The following is a 21,021-nucleotide window of genomic DNA, read 5'->3' as shown; positions in this document are numbered from 1 at the left end:
GTCTGAGGCGTACCCGTCACCAGGCGCAAATAGTCGCACTGCACGGCGTCTTGCCTTCAAGGGCAGCGCTTTCAAACGCACCCCCAACCACTTGTGTTTGCATGCCTGCGCATTGGCGACTTTTCGCCCCGCTTTGGCGGTACGCACACCATGATAAAGGTGCATTTTTTGTTTGACTTAGTCTGAAAAGACGATGGCGCGCCAGCCACTGCGCGGCGACCATCCGGCGTGAATTTGCGCGCACGCCTTTTTGCTTCAACCTCTACGGAACGGGTTAAGGCACAGCGGCAAGGCATTGCACCAGCCTGGCCCGGCAGTCGGCGGCAAACGCCAGACCGCTCGATGCCGCAGCTCAACCGCTCACCCATCACAACCCAAAAAAGGAAGCCTTGATGCCTAAAACCTTCACCACTTCTACCACTTTCTGGTCAGGACTCAAGCGCCTCGCCGCGCTAACGCTGCTCACGTCTTGCGCCCTGGCGATGGCGCAGCAGCCCGCCGCGCCGGTGTCTGTTGCCGCGCCGGCTGAGGGCGCCGCGCTGGACGGCCTGATTCGTGAGGCGATGCTGTACGCCTATCCCTACCAGGAGTTCATGCAGATGCGCTACAGCGCGCTGAACGATCCGGCCTCAACGACCTCCACCCAACGCAATCAGTTTCGCCATTCCCGAAAAACGGCGACGCCCAACGACCGCTGGGCCAACGGCCCCATCGTTGACACGCTGTACTCGACCGGCTGGCTCGATGTGGGCCCTGCGCCCGTGGTGCTGTCGGTGCCGAATACAGCAGGGCGTTACTACGTGGTCGCGCTCATCGGTGCCGATCTGGACACCTTTGGTTATGTAGGCCAGCGCGCCAGCGGCACGGTGGCCAGGCGCATTGCCATCGTCGCACCCGACTGGCAGGGCCAGCTACCCAAGGTCGATCAGATCATCCGCGCGCCCACACGCGATGTGTATCTCAATCTGCGCGTGCTGGTTGATAGCCCCAAGGATCTGGATGCTGCCTATCGCGTGCAGGACGCTTTCACCACCGTCCCCGTGAACGCTGCCGCGCGTGCCGACGAACCCCGGCTGGCACCGCAACGCGGCGACTGGGCACGTTTCGTCGATGTGGCCAACGAGGCGATTGCACGCAATCCACCGCCCGCGCGAGAGACAGCGACGCTGCAGCGCTACCGCGAAGTCGGCATTTGCGGCGCGGAATGTAGTTGGGCGCTTCTTTCACCCCAGCTGCAAGCGCGCTGGCAAGCTCTGGCGCCAGAGATCGAGAAAGAGTTGAAGAGCGCGCTGAGCGCCGATCGCCGCTCGGCGGCAGTCAGCCGAAAAAATGGCTGGCTGCCGTTTCGCCTGCCCACCACCTTTGGCAGCAACTACCGCCTGCGTGCGGGCTCGGCTGCGATGTCGGGCGGCATCCTTGGTCTGGAGGAAGCCGAAGCGGTTTACTTCTTCGCCAGCGTCGATGGCAACGCCCAACCGCTGGGCGGCGGCGCGCGCTACCGGCTGCATCTGCCGCAGGGCAGGCTGCCAGCCGATGCGTTCTGGTCCATCACGCTGTACGAGTTTCCGAAGGACGGCCCGCCGGGCGGCCACTACGTGATGGACAACCCGCTCAATCGCTATTCAATCGGCGACCGCACCCGTGGGCTGCAGCGCAATGCCGATGGCAGTCTGGACCTCCTGATCCAGCCGGAAGACCCGGGCCCGGCCAAGCGCAGCAACTGGCTGCCCAGCCCCGGCAGCAACCGCTTTGTGCTCAATGCCCGGCTGTACCAGCCGTGGCCGTTGGCACGCGATCCGTCCTGGAGTCCGGAGCCGATTGAAAAGCTCGCGCCCTGAACCTGAAGCTGGTAACCAGACTGCCGGGGGCATCACTTGCCAGTTGTGGCCGGGATGACTGGCCCCGGCTGGCAGCCTTGTGAGGACGGGGTTTGCCACGCGACATGACCACTTGCAACTCAACCGAAAGGCCTCCCGGATGAATCCCGTTCAAAAAGCAACGCCCCGCTTGACCCGTTTGTGCGCCGCGCTGGCCTGCTGTGTGGCCGGGGCTGCGTTCAGCCCACTGGCCGCCGCGCATGACGACAGCACGCCAAAGACTGACATCCCTCAGGTGGCGGCAGCCCGCGCCCAGGTCTACAAGGCCAACCCCGAGCTGGTCAAGTCCATCATGCGCGGCGGCGGCTTTGGCACCGAGCTGTCGTATGCCATTGCCAACCACATGTACAGCCGCACCAACGCGCCGGCCATTGCCGACGCGCGCGCCAAGCTCAAGATCGAGCCGCTGGCTGAACGCACCTGGCTGCTGCGCTTTCCCATCGTCAACGTCGTTGTCTTCGAGACTGACGAAGGCCTGGTGCTGATTGACAGCGGCTACGCTCCGGCCGGCCCCGCGCTGGTCGATGCGCTCAAGCAAATCAGCAACAAGCCGGTGCATACCGTCGTCTTGACCCACTTTCACGCCGACCACGCTTTTGGTGCCTGGGCACTGCTGGCGGCCGGCATGAAGCCGCGCATCATCACCGAGGAGCGCTTCGTCGAGCAGATGGAAGAAGACATGCGCACCCACGGCCTGATTGCCAGAAACAACCAGCAGCCGCTGACCGAGGTGCCGCGCACCTGGGCCGATGCCGTCAAGCCCACCGAGACCTTTCACCGCAAGACCACGCTCAAGATTGGCGGCGAAGACTTTGTGCTGACGCATGCACGCGGCGAAACCGAAGACCAGATCTGGGTCTCGGTGCCGGGACGCAAGATCGTTGTGTCGGCCGACTATTTCCAGGGCTTTTTGCCCAACGCCGGCAACGGTAAACGGCGTCAGCGCTACCCAGAGGAATGGGCCCAGGCGCTGCTCGACATGGCCGCGCTCAAGCCTCAACTGCTGCTGCCCATGCACGGCCCGGCGCTGACGCAGGCAGCCGAGATACAAGACCGGCTGGGCGCGCAGGCGCAGATGCTGCAAAGCATATCCAAACAGGTGGTGGACGGCCTGAACGCGGGCGAGCGCCGCGATTTGGTAATTGACCGCGTCGCTTTGCCGCCAGAGCTGGCCAAACGTGACGATGCGCGCGAACTCTACGTCAGCGCGCGCGACATTGGCCGCATGGTGGTGCAAGAGCACAGCGGCTGGTGGGACGACATTCCTTCGCACTGGGCACCCGCGCCGCTGATAGCGCAGGCGCGCGAACTGGCGGCGCTGGCCGGCGGGCCGCACGCACTGATGACACGCGCCTTGGCCCTGGCGGACCAGAGCCCGGCTTTGGCTGCCAACCTGGCCGACTGGGCCTGGCTGGCCAGCGAGCAAGACCCCGCCATCGTTCAGGGTGCATTGCAGGTCTACGCCAAGCGCGTGGCCAAGCCATTGCCGACGCAGGAAGCACTGGTCTATGCCGAACACATGGGACGCCTGCAGTTCACCCTGAACCAGCTTGATGCGAACAAGCCATAAAGACGGTGGCTGCTGCGGGCTGCAAACAGGGCGCAGTCATGACGCTGTAGCCCGCCCTACAACTAAAAATTTTGCTGAATGGATGGAAAACGCATGCACTCCTTGACTTCCCGATTTCTGCGCCGCGCCCTGGCTGCAGCTGCCCTGGGGCTGGCCGCTTTCGGAACGGGCCATGCCGCCCCTTTGAGGAACGAACCCTGGCCCCAGCATGGCCGCGACGCCGGCGAGCAGCGCTTCAGCCCGCTGGCGCAGGTAGACCGCGCCAATGTCGGCCAGCTGGGGCTGGCCTGGACTTACCAATTTCGCCAGCCGCGCGGCGTGGAGGCGACGCCCCTCGTGGTGGACGGCGTGATGTATGTCACCGGGTCGTGGAGCACGGTGTATGCGCTCGATGCACGCACGGGCCGCGAGCTGTGGGTTTATGACCCCAAGGTGCCGGGCGAGAAAGCCGCGCATGCCTGCTGCGACGTGATCAACCGGGGTGTGGCCGTGCAGGACGGGCGCGTTTTTGTTGGCACGCTCGATGGCCGGCTGGTGGCGCTGGATGCCAAAACCGGCCGTCCGCAGTGGTCGCAGCGCACCTTTCCCATCGAAGAGGCACGCACCATCACCGGCGCGCCGCGCGTGGCCAACGGCGTGGTGGTGATTGGCCACGGCGGGGCCGAATACGGCGTGCGCGGTTTTGTCGCGGGCTACGACGCGCGCACCGGCCAGCGGCGCTGGCGCTTCTACACCGTGCCGGGCAACCCGGCCAGCGGCCTTGATCACGAGGTGTCGGACGCCCCGCTGCGCGACATTGCCGCCAAAACCTGGAACGGCGAATGGTGGAAGTACGGCGGTGGCGGCACCGTCTGGGACTCGATGGCCTACGACCCAGAACTCGATTTGCTCTACGTCGGCGTGGGCAACGGCTCGCCGCACAACGCCAACATCCGCAGCCCCGGCGGTGGCGACAACCTGTTTTTGTCGTCCATCGTGGCGCTGCGCCCACGCACCGGCGAGTACGTCTGGCACTACCAGACCACGCCCGGCGACGCCTGGGACTACACCGCCACCCAGCCCATCATGCTGGCTGAACTCAATATCGACGGCAAACCGCGCAAGGTGCTGATGCAGGCGCCCAAGAACGGTTTTTTCTACGTGCTCGACCGCGCCACGGGCCAGCTGATTTCGGCTGAAAAATACACCGCCGTCAACTGGGCCAGCCATGTGGACAAAGCCACGGGCCGGCCGCAAGTGGCAGAAGGCGCGCGCTATGAAAAAGCCCCCGCGCTGATCCAGCCCTCGCAACTCGGCGGGCACAACTGGCAGCCCATGGCCTACGACCCGCAGGTCGGGCTGGTCTTTATTCCCGCCATGGAAAGCACCGCCTACATGGTGGCCGACCCGGCGTTTCGCTTTCAACCCGGTGTCTGGAACACCGGCGTGGCAGACCCGGCCATGCCGGCTGACCCCAAGCTCATCGCGCAGGCCAAACAGGCTTACCAGGGCTTTTTGCTGGCCTGGGATCCGGTCAAGCAGCGCGAGGCGTGGCGCGTGGCGCATCCCGGCCCGTGGAACGGTGGCGTGCTGGCGACAGCGGGCGGGCTGGTTTTCCAGGGGAATAACGGCGGCACTTTCAACGCCTATGACGCGGCCAACGGCAAGCCGCTGTGGTCGGCGCCGATTCGCCTGCACGCGCTGGGCGGCCCCATCACCTATGCCATCGGCGGCGAGCAGTATGTGGCCGTGGCAGCGGGTTTTGGCTCGTCGCTGCACCTGAACGGCGGCATGCTGATGCCAAAAACCAACGCGCCCGAGCGCGGCCGCGTGCTGGTGTTCAAGCTGGGCGCGCACCAGCCGTTGCCCGTCGCCACCGAAGCCATGCGCCCGGTGGTGTTGCCGCCGGTGGGCGAGTTGAATCCTGAAGCCGTGGTGCGCGGCGGCGCGCAGTTTGCCCGCTACTGCGCGCAATGCCACGGCGGCGGCGGCGTATCGGCTGGCGTGTTGCCCGACCTGCGCAGCTCGCCTTATCTGCAAAGCGCCGAGCTGTTTCGCCTGCCGCCCCTCGAAGGCATTTTGAAAAAGCGCGGTATGCCGGATTTCAGTGCTTACCTAAAAGCGGACGACATCGACGCTATTCGCAGCTACCTGATCGGCATGAGCCGGGCCACGCTGCCCGGTGCTGGCGCCACGGCAGTCGTGCCGTGAGCTGAAGGCGCACGCCTTTTACGGCGCACGATTCGCGGTGGTGATGAACCCACCGCCATCGCGGGGCTGAATTTCCGCGCTTGCTTGCCATGACGATGCCTCTGAGCTGGCTTTTTCATCGGCAGCCGGCCATAAAAAAAGCGCTCCGAAGGGCGCTCCTGGCGTGGCATGCGCCCAGTGTGCTTTACAGTGCGGCCACCAGCTCAGGCACGGCGGTAAAGAGGTCGGCCTCCAGCCCATAGTCAGCAACGCCAAAGATCGGCGCTTCGGCGTCCTTGTTGATCGCCACTATGACCTTGGAGTCCTTCATGCCGGCCAAATGCTGGATCGCTCCGGAAATGCCCACGGCTACGTACAGCTGCGGCGCGACGATCTTGCCGGTTTGGCCGACTTGCCAGTCGTTCGGTGCGTAACCGGCATCCACGGCGGCGCGCGAAGCACCCAGTGCCGCGCCCAGCTTGTCGGCCAGCGGCGTCATCACTTCGGTGAACTTCTCGTTTGAGCCCAGCGCGCGGCCACCCGAAACGATGACCTTGGCCGCCGTCAGTTCAGGCCGGTCGTTTTTGGCGATTTCGCTGCTGACGAAACGGGTCTTGCCGCTGTCGGCGACGGCGCTGATGGCTTCGATCAGCGCGCTGCCGCCGCTGGCGGGTGCCGCGTCAAAGCCGGTCGTGCGCACGGTGATCACCTTGATCGCGTCCTGGCTCTGCATGGTCGCCATTGCATTGCCGGCGTAGATGGGCCGCTCGAAGGTGTCCAGCGCATCGACGCGGGTGATGTCGCTGATCTGCGCCACGTCCAGCAGCGCCGCCACCCGGGGCGCGACGTTCTTGCCGCTGGCGGTGGCCGCGAACAAAATGTGGCTGTAGCCACCGGCCAGTGCCAGCACCTGCGCAGCCATGTTTTCGGCCAGGCCGTGGGCCAGGGCCGCGCCGTCGGCATGAATGACCTTGGCAATGCCGGCAATGTGCGTGGCGGCTTCTGCCGCCTGGTGCGCGCCCTGGCCCATGACCAGCAGATGCACCTGGCCGTCAGCAAACAGGCTGATGTGGCTGGCGGCGGTGACGGTGTTGAGCGTGGCGCTCTTGATGCTGTTGTTGTCGTGTTCAGCAATGACTAAAAAGGTCATGGGGTGTTATTTTCCGTTCGGTCAGTGAAAGGGTTAGATGACTTTGGCTTCGTTCCTGAGCTTGTCGACCAGGGTGGCGACGTCGGCCACCTTGATGCCGGCGCTGCGCTTGGGCGGCTCGCTGACTTTGAGGGTCTTGATACGCGGGGCGACATCAACGCCCAAGTCAGCCGGCTTGACGTTATCGAGCTGCTTTTTCTTGGCTTTCATGATGTTCGGGAGCGTGACGTAGCGCGGCTCGTTGAGGCGCAGGTCGGTCGTGACGATGGCGGGCAGCGTGAGGTTGAGCGTCTCTGAGCCGCCGTCGACTTCACGCGTGACATTGACTTTGCCCTCAAGCACTTCCACTTTGGACGCGAAAGTCGCCTGGCCCCAGCCCAAAAGCGCCGCCAGCATCTGGCCGGTCTGGTTGCAATCGTCATCAATTGCCTGCTTGCCGAGAATAACGAGCTGCGGTTGTTCTTTGTCGACCAGCGCCTTGAGCAGCTTGGCGACCGCCAGCGGCTGTAATTCTTCTGCGGTTTCAACCAGGATGGCGCGGTCAGCACCAATCGCCATGGCGGTGCGAAGGGTTTCCTGGCACTGCAGCACGCCGCAGGACACGGCGATCACTTCAGTCGCCACGCCTTTTTCTCTCAAGCGCACGGCTTCTTCGATAGCGATCTCGTCGAACGGATTCATGCTCATCTTGACGTTGGCGATGTCAACGCCGCTGCCATCAGACTTGACGCGGACTTTGACGTTGTAATCGACGACGCGCTTGACGGGGACCAGAATTTTCATGGGGCAGGGTTCCTGTGAATGTCTTTTGAAGCGAAAAATGAAAGGGCTGATGATCAATCTTCCCTACTGTGGCGCAACCTGGCGCGCCAGTCAGCGTCCGAATGGACGATGTTTGTCAGCCTGCGGCTCTCACAATGGCAGCAGTTTTTACTGCAAGGCACACCCCTCCCATGAGCAATCCTTACGCTTCACTGCTCCAGCCCGGCCGCATCGGCACGCTGGAAATTCGCAACCGCATCGTCATGGCCCCAATGGGCTCGAACTTTGCCGAAACCGACGGCACTTGCGGTGAACGCATCCAGGCCTACTACGAGGCGCGCGCCAAGGGCGGCGCGGGCCTGTTGACGATGGGCGTGTGTTCCATCGCCTACCCGCATGGCACGGGCGAGCCGTTCCAGGTCGGCGTGTCGCGTGACGACTTCATTCCCGGCCTGGCCGCCGTGGCCGAGCGCGTGCACCGCCATGGCGCCAAGATCGCCATGCAGCTGCAGCACAGCGGCAAGACCGCCGCGCTGGACCGGGCGCAGGGCCGCGAGATCTGGGTGCCGTCGATTCCGAAGATGGTCAATAACAACATCATGTCGGCCATCACGCCCGAAGAGCTGTCCACCTTCATCGGCATTGGCCCGCACCCGGTGCGCATGCGCGTGATGGACAAGGCCGACATTGCGCAGATGGTCGAATGGTTTGCCGCCGCCGCGCTGCGCGCCAAGCAAGCGGGTTTTGACGCCGTGGAACTGCATGGCGCGCACACCTACATCCTGGCCGGTTTTCTGTCGTCCTACTACAACCAGCGCGACGACGAATACGGCGGCCCGCTGGAAAACCGCGCCCGCTTGCTGCTGGAGACGCTGCGCGCGGTCAAGGCCCGTGTGGGCGCTGATTTTCCGGTCTGGGTGCGCCTGGACAGCGAGGAAATGCACACGCCTGGCGGCATCACGCTGGCAGACGCCATTGCCACGGCCAAGTTGTGCGAGGCAGCTGGAGCCGACGCCATCAGTGTCTCGGCCTATGCCACCATGACCAGCGGCGTCGCCTTTACCGAAGCGCCAATTCCACAAAAACCGGCGGCCTATGTGTCGAATGCCGCCGCCATCAAGCAGGCCGTAAAGATTCCCATCATTACCGCTGGCCGTATCGAGCCTGAATTGGCGGCCAAAGCCATTGCCGAAGGACAGTTCGACTTTGTCGCGATGGCGCGCAAGATGCTGGCCGACCCGGAAATCCCGATCAAGCTGGAGCGCAACCGCCCGCAAGATATTCGGCCCTGCGTGTATTGCTACGCCTGCGTCAGCGAGATTTTCATCAACAAGCGCGTCAAATGTGCCGTCAATGCGCAGACCGGCCATGAGTTCGAGGCCCCGATCATTCCCGCCGCTAACCCCGGCCATGTGCTGGTGGTCGGCGGTGGCCCCGGCGGCATGGAGGCCGCGCGCGTGGCGGCGCTGCGCGGCCATCGCGTCACGCTGGTCGAGCGCAGCGACCGGCTGGGCGGCACGCTGTTTTTTGCCGCGCTGGCCTATCCGGAAAACGGCAAGCTCCTGGACTACCTGGTCGAGCAGGTCAAGCAGTCGCCGATTGACGTGAAGCTGTCCACCGAAGCCGATGCGGCGCTGGTGGCCCGGCTCAAGCCCGACACCATCGTTGTCGCCACCGGCGCACGGCGTGCGGCCCCGGCCATCAAAGGCGCCGAGCAAAAGCATGTCTGGAGCGGCGACGAGCTGCGCCGCCTGATGACCGGCGACCGTGCCGACGAGATTGCCAAAGCCAAACTGGGCCTGGCCGAGCGCGCCATGTTCAAGGCTGGCGGCATGCTGCGCGTGACCGACAGCACGCAGGCGCTGCAAAGCCTGTCCAAGCTGTGGATGCCGCTGGGCAAAAAAGTGCTCATCGTCGGCGGCGGGCTGGTCGGGCTGGAGCTGGCTGAATTTCTGTTGGCGCGTGGCCGCCAGGTCACGGTGTTAGAGCCGGGCAACCGCGCCGGGCGTGAACTGTCCATCGTACGGCGCTGGCGCGTGCTGGACGCCGTCACGTCGCACGGCACGTTGCACCTCAATGCGACAGTGCAGGAAATCACCCGCGACGCCGTGCTATGGACGGACGCCGAAGGCGCAGCCCAGCGCACGCCGGTCGATTCGGTGGTGCTGGCGATTGGCGCAGAAGCCGACGACCGCGTGGCGACGGCGCTGGCCGCGACGGGCGTGCCGGTGCAGCGCATCGGCGACTGCGCTGGCGTCAACTACATCGAAGGCGCAATGCACGACGGCAACCGGGCTGGACGCACGGTCTGAAGCGCACGGCTGGAGCCTGAAGCAGGCCCCGGTTTTCAAGATTTTTAGCCCTTTCAGGCCTATAGCGCAGGTTCAGCGGGCGTGATGCGCTATTGAAGAAGTAGCGGTTCGGTCGCTGTCCGGCATCGGCTGTCTGCCTTGATTCGCGCAAGATCAGCAACGGGTGGTGCGTATCGCTGCCAAGATTGGTGGCCGAGCAACAAGCCGAATTTCAAGCGTGGGCGAGCAACGGGCCGGACTGGAAGCGCTGGGTTGAGCGGCCAAAGAAAAGCCGCTCGGTGCAGCGGCTTTCTTTTTGCAGGTATTCCAGGCGTTATTGGCCTATAGTCCAATAAATACGGGCGCTTGCAGCTATGGAATCAATAGCTGCAAGCGCCCATTTTGTCAAAAGTTGGGTGCTTCAACGCCACCGTCCACACCCAGGATGCGGCCGGTGATCCAGCTTGAGGCGGGTGAAACCAGGAACAGTGCGGCGTTGGCGATGTCTTCGGGCTGGCCCAGGCGGCCCAGCGGGGTGCTGGACTCCATGCGTGCCTTGCGCTCAGGCGTCAGGTAGGGTGCCAGGGCGTCGGTCATGATGGTGCCAGGCTCGATGGCGTTGATGCGCACCGCAGGGCCGTAGTCTTGCGCCAGGTTGCGTGTCATCTGGTTCAGCGCTGCCTTGGCCGCACCGTAGGCGCTGAAATGCTTTTGCGCGTAGCGCGCCGCCACCGACGAGATGTTGACCACCGCGCCGCCGCCGGCGTCTTTCATCGCCTGCGCGGTTTTCTGGATGAGCAGGTAGGCCGGCGTGACGTTCCAGGCCAGCACGGCACTGAACTCGTCGCCGCCCATTTTCATCGGGCTGTTGGGGCCGGCGCCGCCGGCGTTGTTGATCAGGATCGTCACCTTGCCGAGTTCGGCCACGGTGCGCGCCACCAGCGTGTCGAGGTTGGCTTCATCGCTGACATCGCCGGCCACCGTGATGGCGCGCCGGCCCAGTGCGCGGATTTCGGCTGCCACGGCGTCCAGGTCGGCCTGCGTGCGTGCGGCCAGCGCCACGTCAGCGCCGGCCTGCGCCAGTGCCAGGGCGCAGGCGCGGCCGATGCCCTTGCCGGCACCGGTCACGATGGCCACCTGGCCGGTCAGGGAGAAAAGAGGCGAAAGAGGGTTCATGGTCGGGTTCTGGAAAAATTGAAAAAAGGCCGGGGTGGGTCAGGGTGATTCAGCAGATAGGCACGATTCAAGGCGTGACCGCGCTGCGGATCATTTGCACGAAGCCTTCGTTGTACGGCGGCAGCATGCCCCACTCGCGGCGCGGGTCGTGGCCGCCTGCGCTGTACACACTGCGCGCATGGCTGAACTCCAGAAAGCCTTCATGGCCGTGGTAGTGGCCCATGCCCGATGCGCCGACGCCGCCAAACGGCGCGTCGTGCAGGGCTGGGTGCATGGTCACGTCGTTGATCGACACGCCGCCCGACAGTGTGTGGTCTAGCACCCACTGCTGCTCGGCCGCATCGGTGCCAAAGTAATACAGCGCCAGCGGACGCTCGCCCGCGTTGATTTCGGCTACTGCATCTGGCAGTTCGCTGTAAGTGCGCAGCACCAGCGCCGGGCCAAAGATTTCATGGCGGGCAATTTCGCTGTCGGCGGGCGGGTTGATGACGATGCGCAGCGGCATGCGGCGCTCGGCCACCGCTTGCTCGCAGGGCCATTCGCCGGCCATCACCACGCGCGCGCCGCGTGCGCCGGCGTCGGCCACATACGACTCGACACGGGCAAAATGCCGCTCGTTCACGACGGGCGTCACGTCCGGGTTACCGGCCAGCGTCGGGAACTGGTCGCTGTAAAACGCTTTGAGCCTGTCAATCAATGCATCAAGCTGCGACGCATGCACCCACACCGTGTCGGGCGAGACGCACAGCTGGCCCGAATTGGCCCCCTTGCCGATGGCAATGCGCTCGGCGGCGTTGCCGATGTCGGCGTTGCGGCCAATCAAGACCGGCGACTTGCCGCCCAGCTCCAGCGTGACCGGCACCAGGTTCTCGGCGGCGGCTTTCATGATGAGCTTGCCGACGCTGGTGGAGCCGGTGAACACCAGGTGGTTCCAGGGCTGGCGCGAAAACTCGGCGGCCACATCGGGCCCGCCGTTGACCACGGCCAGCACTTCGGGGTCAAAAAATTCAGCCACGGCGCGCGCCATGACTTCGGCGGTGCGCGGCGCGATTTCAGACGGCTTGAGAATCGCCCGATTGCCTGCCGCAAAGGCGCAGGCCAGTGGCGACAGCAGCGTAAACACCGGCGCGTTCCAGGTGCCGATGATGCCGACCACGCCCTTGGGCTGATAGCGCACCCAGGCCGTCGCGCCAAAGTTGTCGAACGGCGCGACGCTGGGGCGCGGCTGGTCGGGCAGCCAATTGGCCAGGTGGTCGCGCGCATGCTTGAGCGAGCCGAGCGAGCCGGCCACGTCGTTCATCATTGAAAACACGGCGGCGCGGCCGCCAAAGTCTGCGCCCATCGCGTCGCACAGCGCGTCGTTGTGCGCCACCAGCATGTCGATCACGCACTGCAGGCGGGCCTGGCGCGTGGCGGCGCTGACCGGGCCTTCGGCGCGAAAAGCCGCCTGTTGCGCCGCAAGCAGTGCGGACAGGGAAGGGGGGGCAACGGACTCAAGCATGCGGTCTCCTGATTTATTTGGGTTGATAGCGGGCAAGCGGTACATGCTAACGGGCATGGTTTTCCCTCGCTTAGTCTGAAAAGACGATGGCGCGGCAGGCCTTGAGCGCTGAATATGCGGCATGAACTTGCAAGACACCCCACGCGTCAACTGGCGCACCCACCTGAGTCTGGCGCTGCTGGCGCTGGTTTATATCTTTTCGTATATCGACCGCCAGGTCATCGCCATCCTGATCGAGCCGATCAAAAACGAGTTTGGTGCCAGCGATACGCAAATGGGGCTGCTGACGGGGCTGGCCTTTGGTCTGCTGTATGCCGCCTTGGGCGTGCCGGTGGGCAAGCTGGCTGACCGTAAAAGCCGCCGCACCATCGTGGCCGTGGCTTGCGGGCTGTGGAGCCTGGCGACGATGGCCTGCGGCTTTGCAGGGCATTTCTGGCAACTGCTGCTGGCGCGCATGTCGGTAGCGGTGGGCGAGGCGGGCGGCATGGCACCGTCGATTTCACTGGTGTCTGACTTGTATCCGCCCAAGCAGCGCTCGTTCATGATCAGCCTGTTCATGATGGGCCCGCACCTAGGCGTGCTGATCGGTCTGGCGCTGGGCGGCTGGATTGCGCAGCACTACGGCTGGCGCGCCACCTTTATCTGGTTTGGCGCGCCGGGGCTGCTGCTGGCAGCGCTGGTATTTTTGCTGGTGCGCGAGCCGCGCCGGGGCGGCTTTGATACGCCAGTGGCGCTGGCGCAGATGCAGCAGCAGCCGGCTGAATCCCTGTTTACACAGGTGCGCCGCCTGCTTGCCATCACCGCGTTTCGCCGGCTGGCGTTTGCTTGCGGCTTTGCCGGTCTGGCCGGTTATGGCTATGGCATCTGGACGCCGAGCTTTCTGGTGCGCACGCATGGCATGAACATGGCCCAGGCGGGCTTGCTGTTTGGCGTGGCCAGTGGCGTGGGCGCGGTGGGCGGCGCGCTGTTCAGTGGCTGGTTGTGTGACCGCATGGTGGCGCGTGACGTGCGCTGGCAGCTGGCTTTGCCGATGCTGGCAGTGATCGTGTCCATTCCGTGCGCCATCGCCTTCTTTTTGTGGCCCACCAGCGGTCACTGGATGCTCGGCTCGATACGCGCGCCGCACGCGCTGGTGTTTGCTTTTCTGTTTGCCTTTTTTGCCAGCTGGTGGCCTTCGCTGTCGTACAGCGCGACCAGCCACATGGTCGGCTCGAACGAGCGCAGCGTAGCAGCGGCCTTGCTGAACTTTTTTGTCACGCTGTTTGGCGTTGGCGCAGGCCCGCTGGTCACCGGCATGGTTAGCGACCTGCTGACGCCGATGATGGGCGTGCAGGCACTGCGCTGGTCGCTGGTCAGCGTGATGCTGTTGATGATTCCCACCGCCGTGCTGATGGCGATGGCGCTCAACCCTTACCGTGCGCGGCTGGCGCAGATGTCGGCCCTTAAACCCCGCAGCGCCTGAAGCGGCTGGAAAGGAAAACCCTTGACGTCTTCATCTTCTCCGGTTGTTTTCATCACCGGCGCCAGCCGTGGCATTGGCGCGGCCACGGCTGAGGCGTTTGGCCGCGCCGGCTGGCGCGTGGCGATTGCCGCGCGCACCCACGCCGACAGCCAGCCGCTGGCGCACCAGCTGCGCCGCCCGGACGGCCAGTTGCTGGCCGGCAGCCTGGCTACCACTGCAGCGACGGTGCAAGCCAGCGGCGCTGAAGTGTTTGCACATGCGATGGACTTGATGGACAGCGCCTCGATGGACACGGCGCTGGATGCCGTGCTGGCGCATTTTGGCCGTATCGACCTCTTGATCAACAACGCCGTTTACCAGGACCGCGAGATCAACGCCATGCTGCTTGACCTGGACGACGCGGCGCTGGAACGCACGTTGCTGGGCAACGTGGTCGCGCCGTTTCACCTGGCGCGCCGGCTGCTGCCGACGCTGCTGGCGCAGGGCGGCGGGCAAATCATCAATGTTTGCTCGGGCGCTGGCCAGAACGACCCGCCGGTCGCTGCCAACCAGGGCGGCTGGGGCTTTGCCTATGGCGCGTCAAAAGCCGGCCTGGCGCGGCTGGCCGGCTGCATCAACCGCGAACACGGCAAGCAGGGTGTGCGCGCCTTCAGCGTCAATCCGGGGCTGGTCACCACCGAAGCCGTGGCCGCCACGCTGGGCGACGACGGCGCGCTGGCCCAGCGCTACGGCGCCGTAGCACCCAGCGCCATTGCCGCCAGCCTGCTGTGGCTGGCGACCGATGCGCGCGCCGCCGCGCTGGCCCGAAAACCGGCGCTCATCGAGCTGCAGGCGCTGGTGCGCGACTACCAGCTGACATGAAATCGCAGAGCCAGCCGCTGCCCGGCCTGCACCTGACCCGAGCCCAGTGGCGCTGCCTGCGCGTGGTCAGCGAGGTGCGCGACATTGCCCATGCCGCGCGCAAGCTGCACTGGTCGCAGGCGCTGCTGAAGTCGGCGCTGGCCGATTTGCATGCGTGCGTAGGCGGGCAGCACATCGCGCTGTCCGATAAGCAGGTGCAGCTTTCGCCCACGCTGAAACATTTGATTGACAAGCAGCCTGTTTGTGGTCGGTCGGGCGCTCTGGCACGGCCTGACGGCTTGAACGGGTGAAATGCCGCCTGGCGGCCAGCCGTGCAGTCGTTTTGAGCCAAAAAACAGATTTTTTATATAAAAAATGCCTGTAGCGCTTGCTGCACCTGCGCTAACAGCTATTAATAAAATAGCAAAAAGCGGGTTTTTACAGGCACACATTGCGCTCAAGCGAACTTTGCGCCAGGTCGCCGGTTGCCACTGGCTTAACTTCGCACAGTTTGCGCTGGATCAGCCCATGCGCACCCATCGTCCAAACAGGGTATGCCAGCAGGCCGGCACAAATCCATCATTGCCGCCTACCTATTACTGCTTTGTCTGGAGACTTTATGGCCACTTCCAAAGACTATCGACTCGGTGAATTTACCTTCCCACGGGGCTGGTTCATGATCGCCGATGCCGAAGAACTCAACACGCACAAGCCGCTGGCGGTGCGTTTTTTCGGCAAGGATTTCGCCCTCTACCGCGGCCGCGCCACCGGCAAGATTGTGTTGCTTGACGCCTACTGCCCGCACATGAAGACGCACCTGGCGGCGCCCAACCACACGTCATATGTCGTCATCGACGGCGGCGGCAGCAACATTGAAGGCGACAACATCCGCTGTCCGTACCACGCCTGGCGCTTTGGCCCGGATGGCAAGTGCGACGACATTCCGTACCACAGCGGCCCGATTCCGGCGGCCGCCTGCGTCAAGAGCTGGACCGTGGTCGAGAGCCTGGGCGCCATCTTTGTCTGGCATGACCCCGAGGGTGGCGAGCCCGAGTGGGCGCATCCCAGCATGCCGCAGTGGGACGACGCCGCATGGGTGCGCGGTCATTGGGATCACCTGGGCATGCTGAACCAGCACCCGCAGGAAATCATCGACAACATTGCCGACTACGGCCACCTGAGCCCGATTCACGGCTCGACCGTTGAGCGCTACGAAAACGAATTCAAGGGCCACCACGCGATCCAGCGCCAGTGCGGCGGCCACCGCACGCTGGTGTCGGCCGACGGCAGCAATGCCATCCTGCACACCGACACCGTCTACCACGGCCCGGGCGTGCTAATTTCCATGCTAACCGGCATGTTCGAGACGGTGCTGCTGATCATGCACACGCCGGTCGATGACGGCTCTATCAAGGTCTGGCATTCGCTGATCGTCAAGCCCATGGGTGACAAAGCCCAGACTACCGCCGCCGATTTGGTGGCTGCACGCCAGTTCCAGGAGTCAAGCCGCCTGGCTTTTGCGCAGGATTTCGAGGTCTGGACCAACAAGGGCCCGTGCCTGAACGGCCTGTTCATTCCCAGCGATGGCCCGTTCATGAAGGCACGCGTCTGGTACAAGCAGTTCTACAACCCGCGCGCCAACAAAAACGAGTACCTGGAGCAGTGCGAGGGAATGTACGTGCCGCGCGGCGCTACGCCTTACACGGCCGTTGCTGAAGTGGCTTGATGCAGGTTGGCACCCTCTAAAGGTCGCCAGTTTTCAGCCGCATGGCCCGTCATTTCGACGGGATTTTTTTGGACCACCCGCAGCGTCGCTACGGACGGCTGTGGGTGACGTGCGTGAACATGAAGACCGCGTTGGCAAGATTGCCAACCGCCGCGTAGGCCGATGGCAATTGCGTACGGATGTCGCGTCCCGCGAAAGCGGCGCGGGCCGCGTCGGCCGAGGCAAACCACCATTCGGCGATGCCGTCGTAATCGTAGCCTTCGGGCGGCGTTTGCACTACGCTGTTGTGGATTACGCGCAGCGCGCCTTGCAGTGCCGGGGCTGCCAGCCAAGGCTCAATGGGGCCGTCAGCCCAGGCAGCATCGAATTCAATTTTTGAAATGCCGGGGCTGCGGCGCACAAAGCCAAACACCGCCACTGCGCCGCGCGGCCCATCACGCAGCACGCGCTCACGGCAGACCAGCGTGAAGTCACGCACATAGGTCGAGAACACGCGCGGCTCGTCGGGCCGCATGATGGCCAGTGTCTCGGGGTCGTTCCAGAGGTCGGTGGCTACGGTCAGGTCGCGCAGCTGCAGCAGGTTGACGCCGTCGTAATCAGTGCTGGCGCCGCGCAGGCCGCCGTCTTCGGCTGTGTCGCGCAGCCGCGTGCACTGCGTCACGCCCAGCACCTTATCCTGCACGTTACGGCACTGGCGGCCCAGCGCCGAATGCTCGCGCCAAGCCTGCGCAAAGTCGCCAGCGGCCAGCGCCGGGTTGCGCCGGGCGAGGTAAATCATTTTCCATCGTACGGGGTCTTGCGTCGTCATGGCGAGCGCAGCGCGGCCATCCAGCCCGGCGCTTGATTCGACGATGGATCGCCACGGTCTTCGGCCTCTCGATGACGGTGCCGGGTCAAGGACTCAAGCTGCAAAAAACTATCGCATTGAAAGAGAAATAGCATCAGGGGGTTACTCCACAATCGCGCGGCTGTAGACCGGCGGCGCGCCCAGGACGCTGCGGTAGCTGGGCGGCTGGCGGCCGTCGATGTCGCACACGTTCAGTTCCAGCGCCAGTTCGGCGTCAATGCAGACTTGGCCGCTGCGCGCCATCAGCGCCGGATCGTCGAGCAGCGCAGCAATCACGCGGCCCGGAAACTGTGGCGACTCCATGTGCGGCACGCTGGCGGCGTACTTGCGCGCCATTTCGGGGTCTTGCAGCGCGCGCTCGGTGCGTTCGGTGCGCAGCAGGCCCATCCACAGTGACACCACCGCCACACCGTGCGGTCGCAAATCAAACGCCATGTCGTGCGCCATTTTGTCGACTGCTGCCTTGCCCGCACCATAAGCCGGGCCGTGCATGTAGCAGACCGAGCCATAAGACGAGGTGTGCACGATCAGCCCGCTGCCCTGCGCCGCCATCAGCCGTGCGGCGTGCCAGCTGGCGACGTAGTGCGAGCGCATGCCGACGTTCAGCAAGTCGAGCATGTGCAGCGGCTTTTGCCAGAACGGGCCGGGCTGCGTCAATTCGTCGGGAATCGAACAGGCGTTGTTGACCAGCAGATCGAGCCGGCTTTGCTCACGCTGCACGCGCGCGAACAGCGCCGCCACCTGGGCGTCGTCGGCGTGGTCGCAGATGACGGCAATGCCGTGTCCGCCGGCCTGCGTGACCGCATCAGCCGTGGCCTGCACGCTGCCGGGCAGGGCGGCGTCGCCCTCGCGCTGGCTGCGGCCGGTGCCATAGACCGTCAGGCCTGCGGTGCCCAGCGCCAGCGCAATGCCTTTGCCCGCACCCCGGCTGGCCCCGGTGACCACGGCTACGCGGGAAGTAGTGGAAGGGGATGTATTTTTCATGGTGTGGTTACTGTGGCAGGCAAAGGTTGCAGGGCGATACGGTGCGCTGCCGGATAGGCTTGCAAAGCGCGGCCAAACGCCAGCATGCCCGGCAGCAGCATGCCGACCATGCCCATCAGCGCATAGCGCAGGCCGTCGCCGCCCAGGCTGGCGTTCAGTACGTCACTGAGCCAGCCGGTCAGAATCGGCCCCAGGCCGTTGCCGACGATGGCACCCGCCAGCAGCACCATGGCGTTGGCCGTGGCGCGGCGCTGGCTGGGCACGACCAGACTGATGGCCGCATAGGTGGGGGCCACCCACCAGGGCAAAAAGAAGGCAAACGCCACCATCAGCGCCGTGGCGGCGGTCAACGCGCCGGCGGGCAGCAGCAAATAAGCCATGCCGCACACCAGCGACAGCCCCACGCCCAGCATCGGCACGCCGAGCTGCCAACGCAAATCGCGGCGCGCCAGCCGGTCGGTCAGCGCGCCAGAGGTCAAACCGCCGATCACCGAGGTCAGCGCCGCCGCACCCGAGATCCAGCCCGCTTGCTGCAGCGACATGCCGTGGTGGCGCACCATCAGCGCGATATTCCAGGTGCCAAAAGAGTAAGCCGCCAGCAGCGTGAAGGCCGCGCCCACGATCAGCCAGCGCGTGATGGGCTGGTGCCAGATAGCCGCCACCGCGCCACTCTGGCGCGCGCCGGGAGCGGCTTGCGCCGCGTGCGCCGTGACCACGCGCAGCGGCTCGCGTACGCTCCAGTGCAGCAGCAGCGCCAGCAGCATCGAGCCGCTGCCCGCCACCACCACCGTGATGCGCCAGCCGTAGTGCGCCGCCAGCCACGAGCCCAGCACCAGCGCCATCAGCGCGCCCAGGCTGCCACCGGTGCTGATCACGCTCATGGCGCGCGAACGCTGCGCTGGCGGGTACAGATCGGCCAGCATCGACATCGACGCGGGCGTGCCGCCGGCGTCACTCAGCGCACCGCCGGCGCGCGACAACATCAGCGTCCAAAAGCCCATTGAAGCGCCGCCCAGCGCGCCCAGCAGCCCGCCAATGCCACGGCACCAGGCAATCAGGGTGCGCCGTTCGCGCCGGTCGGCCAGCCGGCCCAGCGGCACGCCCAGCAGGCTGAAGGTGAAGGCAAAACCCAGCCCCGTGACCAGGCCGATTTGCAGGTCACTCAAGCCAAACTCCAGCTTGACCGGCTGGATCAGCACCGACAGGATTTGCCGGTCCATGAAGGCCAGCGCTGACATCATCGTCAGCAACCCCAGAACATAGCCGGGCCGGGTGGCGGGAGGGGTATTAAGTGTTGTCATGAGGCAGTGGCCGCCAGCAGCGCAGCAGGCCGGGGCCTTGATGCAAGCGTCAAGCGCTCGACTGCGTAAGGGCCGAGCGTACAGATGAATGCCAGCATCCCCAGCAGAAAACACGCGCCCGTCGTCAGGACTAACGCCCAGCGCAGCGCTTCGTTGCCATATTGCGGCACCAGGAAGTCGCTCAGCATGCCCATAGCGGTATCAGACACGCCGAACTCCTGCTTGATGGGCTGCACCAGAATACCCATGATTTTCCAGTCAATGAAGCTCATGGTGTGGACGAACAGCAGCATCAGCAGGGCGTAGTGGCTGCGCCAGCTGTGGGCGGGTTGGGTCATGGAAAATTTCCTTGAGGTGAAACTGGGGCGTGGCAAGCGGGCATGTCAACAAGCCGGGCCTGGCGTTCGTGGCGCGTATCCGTTGCGGGTTCAACGGCAGGGCTTACCTGCATTTTTTGGCGTGCGCCAAAGCCAGTCATCGTCCGCTCAGACGATGGCGTCAGCACAAGCCGACGCCGCGCAAGCATTGCAGCCACCACAGGCCTGATTTATAGCGATATAGGCCTTATGTGCTTATGCAGCGTGCATAAGCAGCTATATTTTCAGGAGTAAACGAACTGCATCAGCGCCAACCTGGTGCGGCCATGCTGCGCCCGGTTTTAGCAGGCGATAACCCGGCACGGCATGCGTCCAGAGATCGCTGGCAAACGAAACAGCGTCCTGGCCATGTATCCGTTTGACACTCAAGCACCATCGCCGACCCGACCAAGGCGTATCAGGCGGTGCAAGACCCGCCGTTCAGCGCAATCACCTGGCCGCTCATCCAGCTCGCTTCGCTGGACACCAGATACACCACCGCTGCGCCCACGTCGTCGGCGGTGCCGGCGCGCCCGAAGGCGGTGTTGCGCTTGGCGATTTCGTCGTAGCCAAAATTGTTCATCGCGCCCAGCGACAGTGCATTGGCCGTCACGCCCTGACGGCCCACCTCGTGCGCCAAGTGGCGCATGAAGCCCAGCGCCGCCGACTTGGCCGCCGCGTAGTTCGACAGCCCCATGGCCATGCCGTTGCGCCAGGACTCCGACGTGATGATGACGATGCGGCCAAAGCCGCGCTCGCACATGCCGTCCACCACCAGCCGCGTCAGGCCCAAAATGGCGCGCAGGTTCAAATCCAGCTGGCGCTCGAAGTCTTCGTCGCCCAAATCCTTGAAGGTGCGCAGCGAGTTCGGCATGCCGGGCGGCACCCCGGCGTTGTTGACCAGGATGTCGATCTGTGGTGGTCAAGTTATTTCGGACAGTTCGATAAGTTTGATAGTTGCCGATTGATGCTCGAAAGCAATAGGTGACAAGTTGCCCAGAGTTGAATG

17 protein-coding genes are annotated in these 21,021 nt (G+C 64.5%); 8 read left to right on the top strand and 9 right to left on the bottom strand.

The genetic code is table 11. The annotated features are described in order from the left end of the window. Positions 1–392 precede the first annotated feature (392 nt). The 3 genes from RCH06_RS15505 (at position 393) to RCH06_RS15495 (ending at position 5,637) form a co-directional block, all read left to right on the top strand. Entirely contained in the window at positions 393–1,838 is a 1,446-nt protein-coding gene (locus RCH06_RS15505; RefSeq protein WP_327082365.1) for a DUF1254 domain-containing protein, read from the top strand. A gap of 139 nt (positions 1,839–1,977) precedes the next feature. Further along, positions 1,978–3,447, top strand: a complete 1,470-nt coding sequence (locus RCH06_RS15500) for an MBL fold metallo-hydrolase (RefSeq protein WP_327082364.1) — start codon at positions 1,978–1,980, stop codon at positions 3,445–3,447. Between the two features lie 93 nt (positions 3,448–3,540). Beyond that, positions 3,541–5,637 (top strand): PQQ-dependent dehydrogenase, methanol/ethanol family, encoded by a 2,097-nt coding sequence (locus tag RCH06_RS15495; protein ID WP_327082363.1) that lies wholly within the window; start codon positions 3,541–3,543, stop codon positions 5,635–5,637. 184 nt (positions 5,638–5,821) lie between these two features. On the opposite strand, the gene RCH06_RS15490 is transcribed toward RCH06_RS15495, so the two are convergent. Together RCH06_RS15490 and RCH06_RS15485 are read right to left on the bottom strand one after the other, a co-directional pair. Further along, positions 5,822–6,766 (bottom strand): electron transfer flavoprotein subunit alpha/FixB family protein, encoded by a 945-nt coding sequence (locus RCH06_RS15490; RefSeq protein ID WP_327082362.1) that lies wholly within the window; start codon positions 6,764–6,766, stop codon positions 5,822–5,824. A gap of 33 nt (positions 6,767–6,799) precedes the next feature. After that, entirely contained in the window at positions 6,800–7,549 is a 750-nt protein-coding gene (locus RCH06_RS15485; RefSeq protein WP_327082361.1) for an electron transfer flavoprotein subunit beta/FixA family protein, read from the bottom strand. 170 nt (positions 7,550–7,719) lie between these two features. On the opposite strand from RCH06_RS15485, the gene RCH06_RS15480 reads away from it, so the two are divergent. After that, positions 7,720–9,840, top strand: a complete 2,121-nt coding sequence (locus RCH06_RS15480) for an oxidoreductase (protein WP_327082360.1) — start codon at positions 7,720–7,722, stop codon at positions 9,838–9,840. A 384-nt stretch (positions 9,841–10,224) separates the two neighbouring features. On the opposite strand, the gene RCH06_RS15475 is transcribed toward RCH06_RS15480, so the two are convergent. Then, positions 10,225–10,995 (bottom strand): SDR family NAD(P)-dependent oxidoreductase, encoded by a 771-nt coding sequence (locus RCH06_RS15475; RefSeq protein WP_327082359.1) that lies wholly within the window; start codon positions 10,993–10,995, stop codon positions 10,225–10,227. Between the two features lie 67 nt (positions 10,996–11,062). After that, positions 11,063–12,496 (bottom strand): coniferyl aldehyde dehydrogenase, encoded by a 1,434-nt coding sequence (locus RCH06_RS15470; RefSeq protein ID WP_327082358.1) that lies wholly within the window; start codon positions 12,494–12,496, stop codon positions 11,063–11,065. A gap of 121 nt (positions 12,497–12,617) precedes the next feature. Between RCH06_RS15470 and RCH06_RS15465 the strand changes: the two genes are divergently transcribed. The 4 genes from RCH06_RS15465 (at position 12,618) to RCH06_RS15450 (ending at position 16,524) form a co-directional block, all read left to right on the top strand. Then, entirely contained in the window at positions 12,618–13,958 is a 1,341-nt protein-coding gene (locus RCH06_RS15465) for a spinster family MFS transporter (RefSeq protein ID WP_327082357.1), read from the top strand. Positions 13,959–13,979: 21 nt separating this feature from the next. Further along, entirely contained in the window at positions 13,980–14,819 is an 840-nt protein-coding gene (locus RCH06_RS15460; protein WP_327082356.1) for an SDR family NAD(P)-dependent oxidoreductase, read from the top strand. Next, the gene (locus RCH06_RS15455; protein WP_327082355.1) at positions 14,816–15,109 is read left to right on the top strand and encodes a hypothetical protein; all 294 of its coding nucleotides are present in this window, start codon (positions 14,816–14,818) and stop codon (positions 15,107–15,109) included. The genes RCH06_RS15460 and RCH06_RS15455 overlap by 4 nt, the downstream gene beginning before the upstream one ends. A gap of 308 nt (positions 15,110–15,417) precedes the next feature. Continuing rightward, complete coding sequence (locus RCH06_RS15450) at positions 15,418–16,524, top strand: Rieske 2Fe-2S domain-containing protein (RefSeq protein ID WP_327082354.1); 1,107 nt, start codon at positions 15,418–15,420, stop codon at positions 16,522–16,524. An 88-nt stretch (positions 16,525–16,612) separates the two neighbouring features. Here the strand turns inward: RCH06_RS15450 and RCH06_RS15445 are convergent, their stop codons facing one another. The 5 genes from RCH06_RS15445 to RCH06_RS15425 form a co-directional block, all read right to left on the bottom strand. Beyond that, positions 16,613–17,332, bottom strand: a complete 720-nt coding sequence (locus RCH06_RS15445) for an EthD domain-containing protein (RefSeq protein WP_327082353.1) — start codon at positions 17,330–17,332, stop codon at positions 16,613–16,615. Between the two features lie 141 nt (positions 17,333–17,473). Then, complete coding sequence (locus RCH06_RS15440; protein ID WP_327082352.1) at positions 17,474–18,355, bottom strand: SDR family NAD(P)-dependent oxidoreductase; 882 nt, start codon at positions 18,353–18,355, stop codon at positions 17,474–17,476. Further along, positions 18,352–19,656 (bottom strand): MFS transporter, encoded by a 1,305-nt coding sequence (locus RCH06_RS15435; protein WP_327082351.1) that lies wholly within the window; start codon positions 19,654–19,656, stop codon positions 18,352–18,354. The genes RCH06_RS15440 and RCH06_RS15435 overlap by 4 nt, the downstream gene beginning before the upstream one ends. After that, positions 19,653–19,994, bottom strand: coding sequence for a hypothetical protein (locus tag RCH06_RS15430; RefSeq protein ID WP_327082350.1), 342 nt, complete (start codon positions 19,992–19,994; stop codon positions 19,653–19,655). Before RCH06_RS15430 ends, RCH06_RS15435 begins: the two co-directional genes overlap by 4 nt. Before the next feature lie 436 nt (positions 19,995–20,430). Then, the gene (locus tag RCH06_RS15425; protein ID WP_327082384.1) at positions 20,431–20,916 is read right to left on the bottom strand and encodes an SDR family NAD(P)-dependent oxidoreductase; all 486 of its coding nucleotides are present in this window, start codon (positions 20,914–20,916) and stop codon (positions 20,431–20,433) included. Positions 20,917–21,021: the final 105 nt, after the last annotated feature.

Source organism: Polaromonas sp. CG_9.5 (assembly GCF_035984465.1).
In the GTDB taxonomy this organism is placed as follows: Bacteria; Pseudomonadota; Gammaproteobacteria; order Burkholderiales; family Burkholderiaceae_C; genus Polaromonas.
Note: the sequence above shows the minus strand (reverse complement) of the source record. Positions and strands in the feature narration are given on the sequence as shown.

Coding starts and splice junctions, on each gene's coding strand:
- RCH06_RS15505 (WP_327082365.1), top strand. CDS start 393: ATGCCTAAAACCTTCACCACTTCTACCACTTTCTGGTCAGGACTCAAG.
- RCH06_RS15500 (WP_327082364.1), top strand. CDS start 1,978: ATGAATCCCGTTCAAAAAGCAACGCCCCGCTTGACCCGTTTGTGCGCC.
- RCH06_RS15495 (WP_327082363.1), top strand. CDS start 3,541: ATGCACTCCTTGACTTCCCGATTTCTGCGCCGCGCCCTGGCTGCAGCT.
- RCH06_RS15490 (WP_327082362.1), bottom strand. CDS start 6,766: ATGACCTTTTTAGTCATTGCTGAACACGACAACAACAGCATCAAGAGC.
- RCH06_RS15485 (WP_327082361.1), bottom strand. CDS start 7,549: ATGAAAATTCTGGTCCCCGTCAAGCGCGTCGTCGATTACAACGTCAAA.
- RCH06_RS15480 (WP_327082360.1), top strand. CDS start 7,720: ATGAGCAATCCTTACGCTTCACTGCTCCAGCCCGGCCGCATCGGCACG.
- RCH06_RS15475 (WP_327082359.1), bottom strand. CDS start 10,995: ATGAACCCTCTTTCGCCTCTTTTCTCCCTGACCGGCCAGGTGGCCATC.
- RCH06_RS15470 (WP_327082358.1), bottom strand. CDS start 12,496: ATGCTTGAGTCCGTTGCCCCCCCTTCCCTGTCCGCACTGCTTGCGGCG.
- RCH06_RS15465 (WP_327082357.1), top strand. CDS start 12,618: ATGAACTTGCAAGACACCCCACGCGTCAACTGGCGCACCCACCTGAGT.
- RCH06_RS15455 (WP_327082355.1), top strand. CDS start 14,816: ATGAAATCGCAGAGCCAGCCGCTGCCCGGCCTGCACCTGACCCGAGCC.
- RCH06_RS15450 (WP_327082354.1), top strand. CDS start 15,418: ATGGCCACTTCCAAAGACTATCGACTCGGTGAATTTACCTTCCCACGG.
- RCH06_RS15445 (WP_327082353.1), bottom strand. CDS start 17,332: ATGACGACGCAAGACCCCGTACGATGGAAAATGATTTACCTCGCCCGG.
- RCH06_RS15440 (WP_327082352.1), bottom strand. CDS start 18,355: ATGAAAAATACATCCCCTTCCACTACTTCCCGCGTAGCCGTGGTCACC.
- RCH06_RS15435 (WP_327082351.1), bottom strand. CDS start 19,656: ATGACAACACTTAATACCCCTCCCGCCACCCGGCCCGGCTATGTTCTG.
- RCH06_RS15430 (WP_327082350.1), bottom strand. CDS start 19,994: ATGACCCAACCCGCCCACAGCTGGCGCAGCCACTACGCCCTGCTGATG.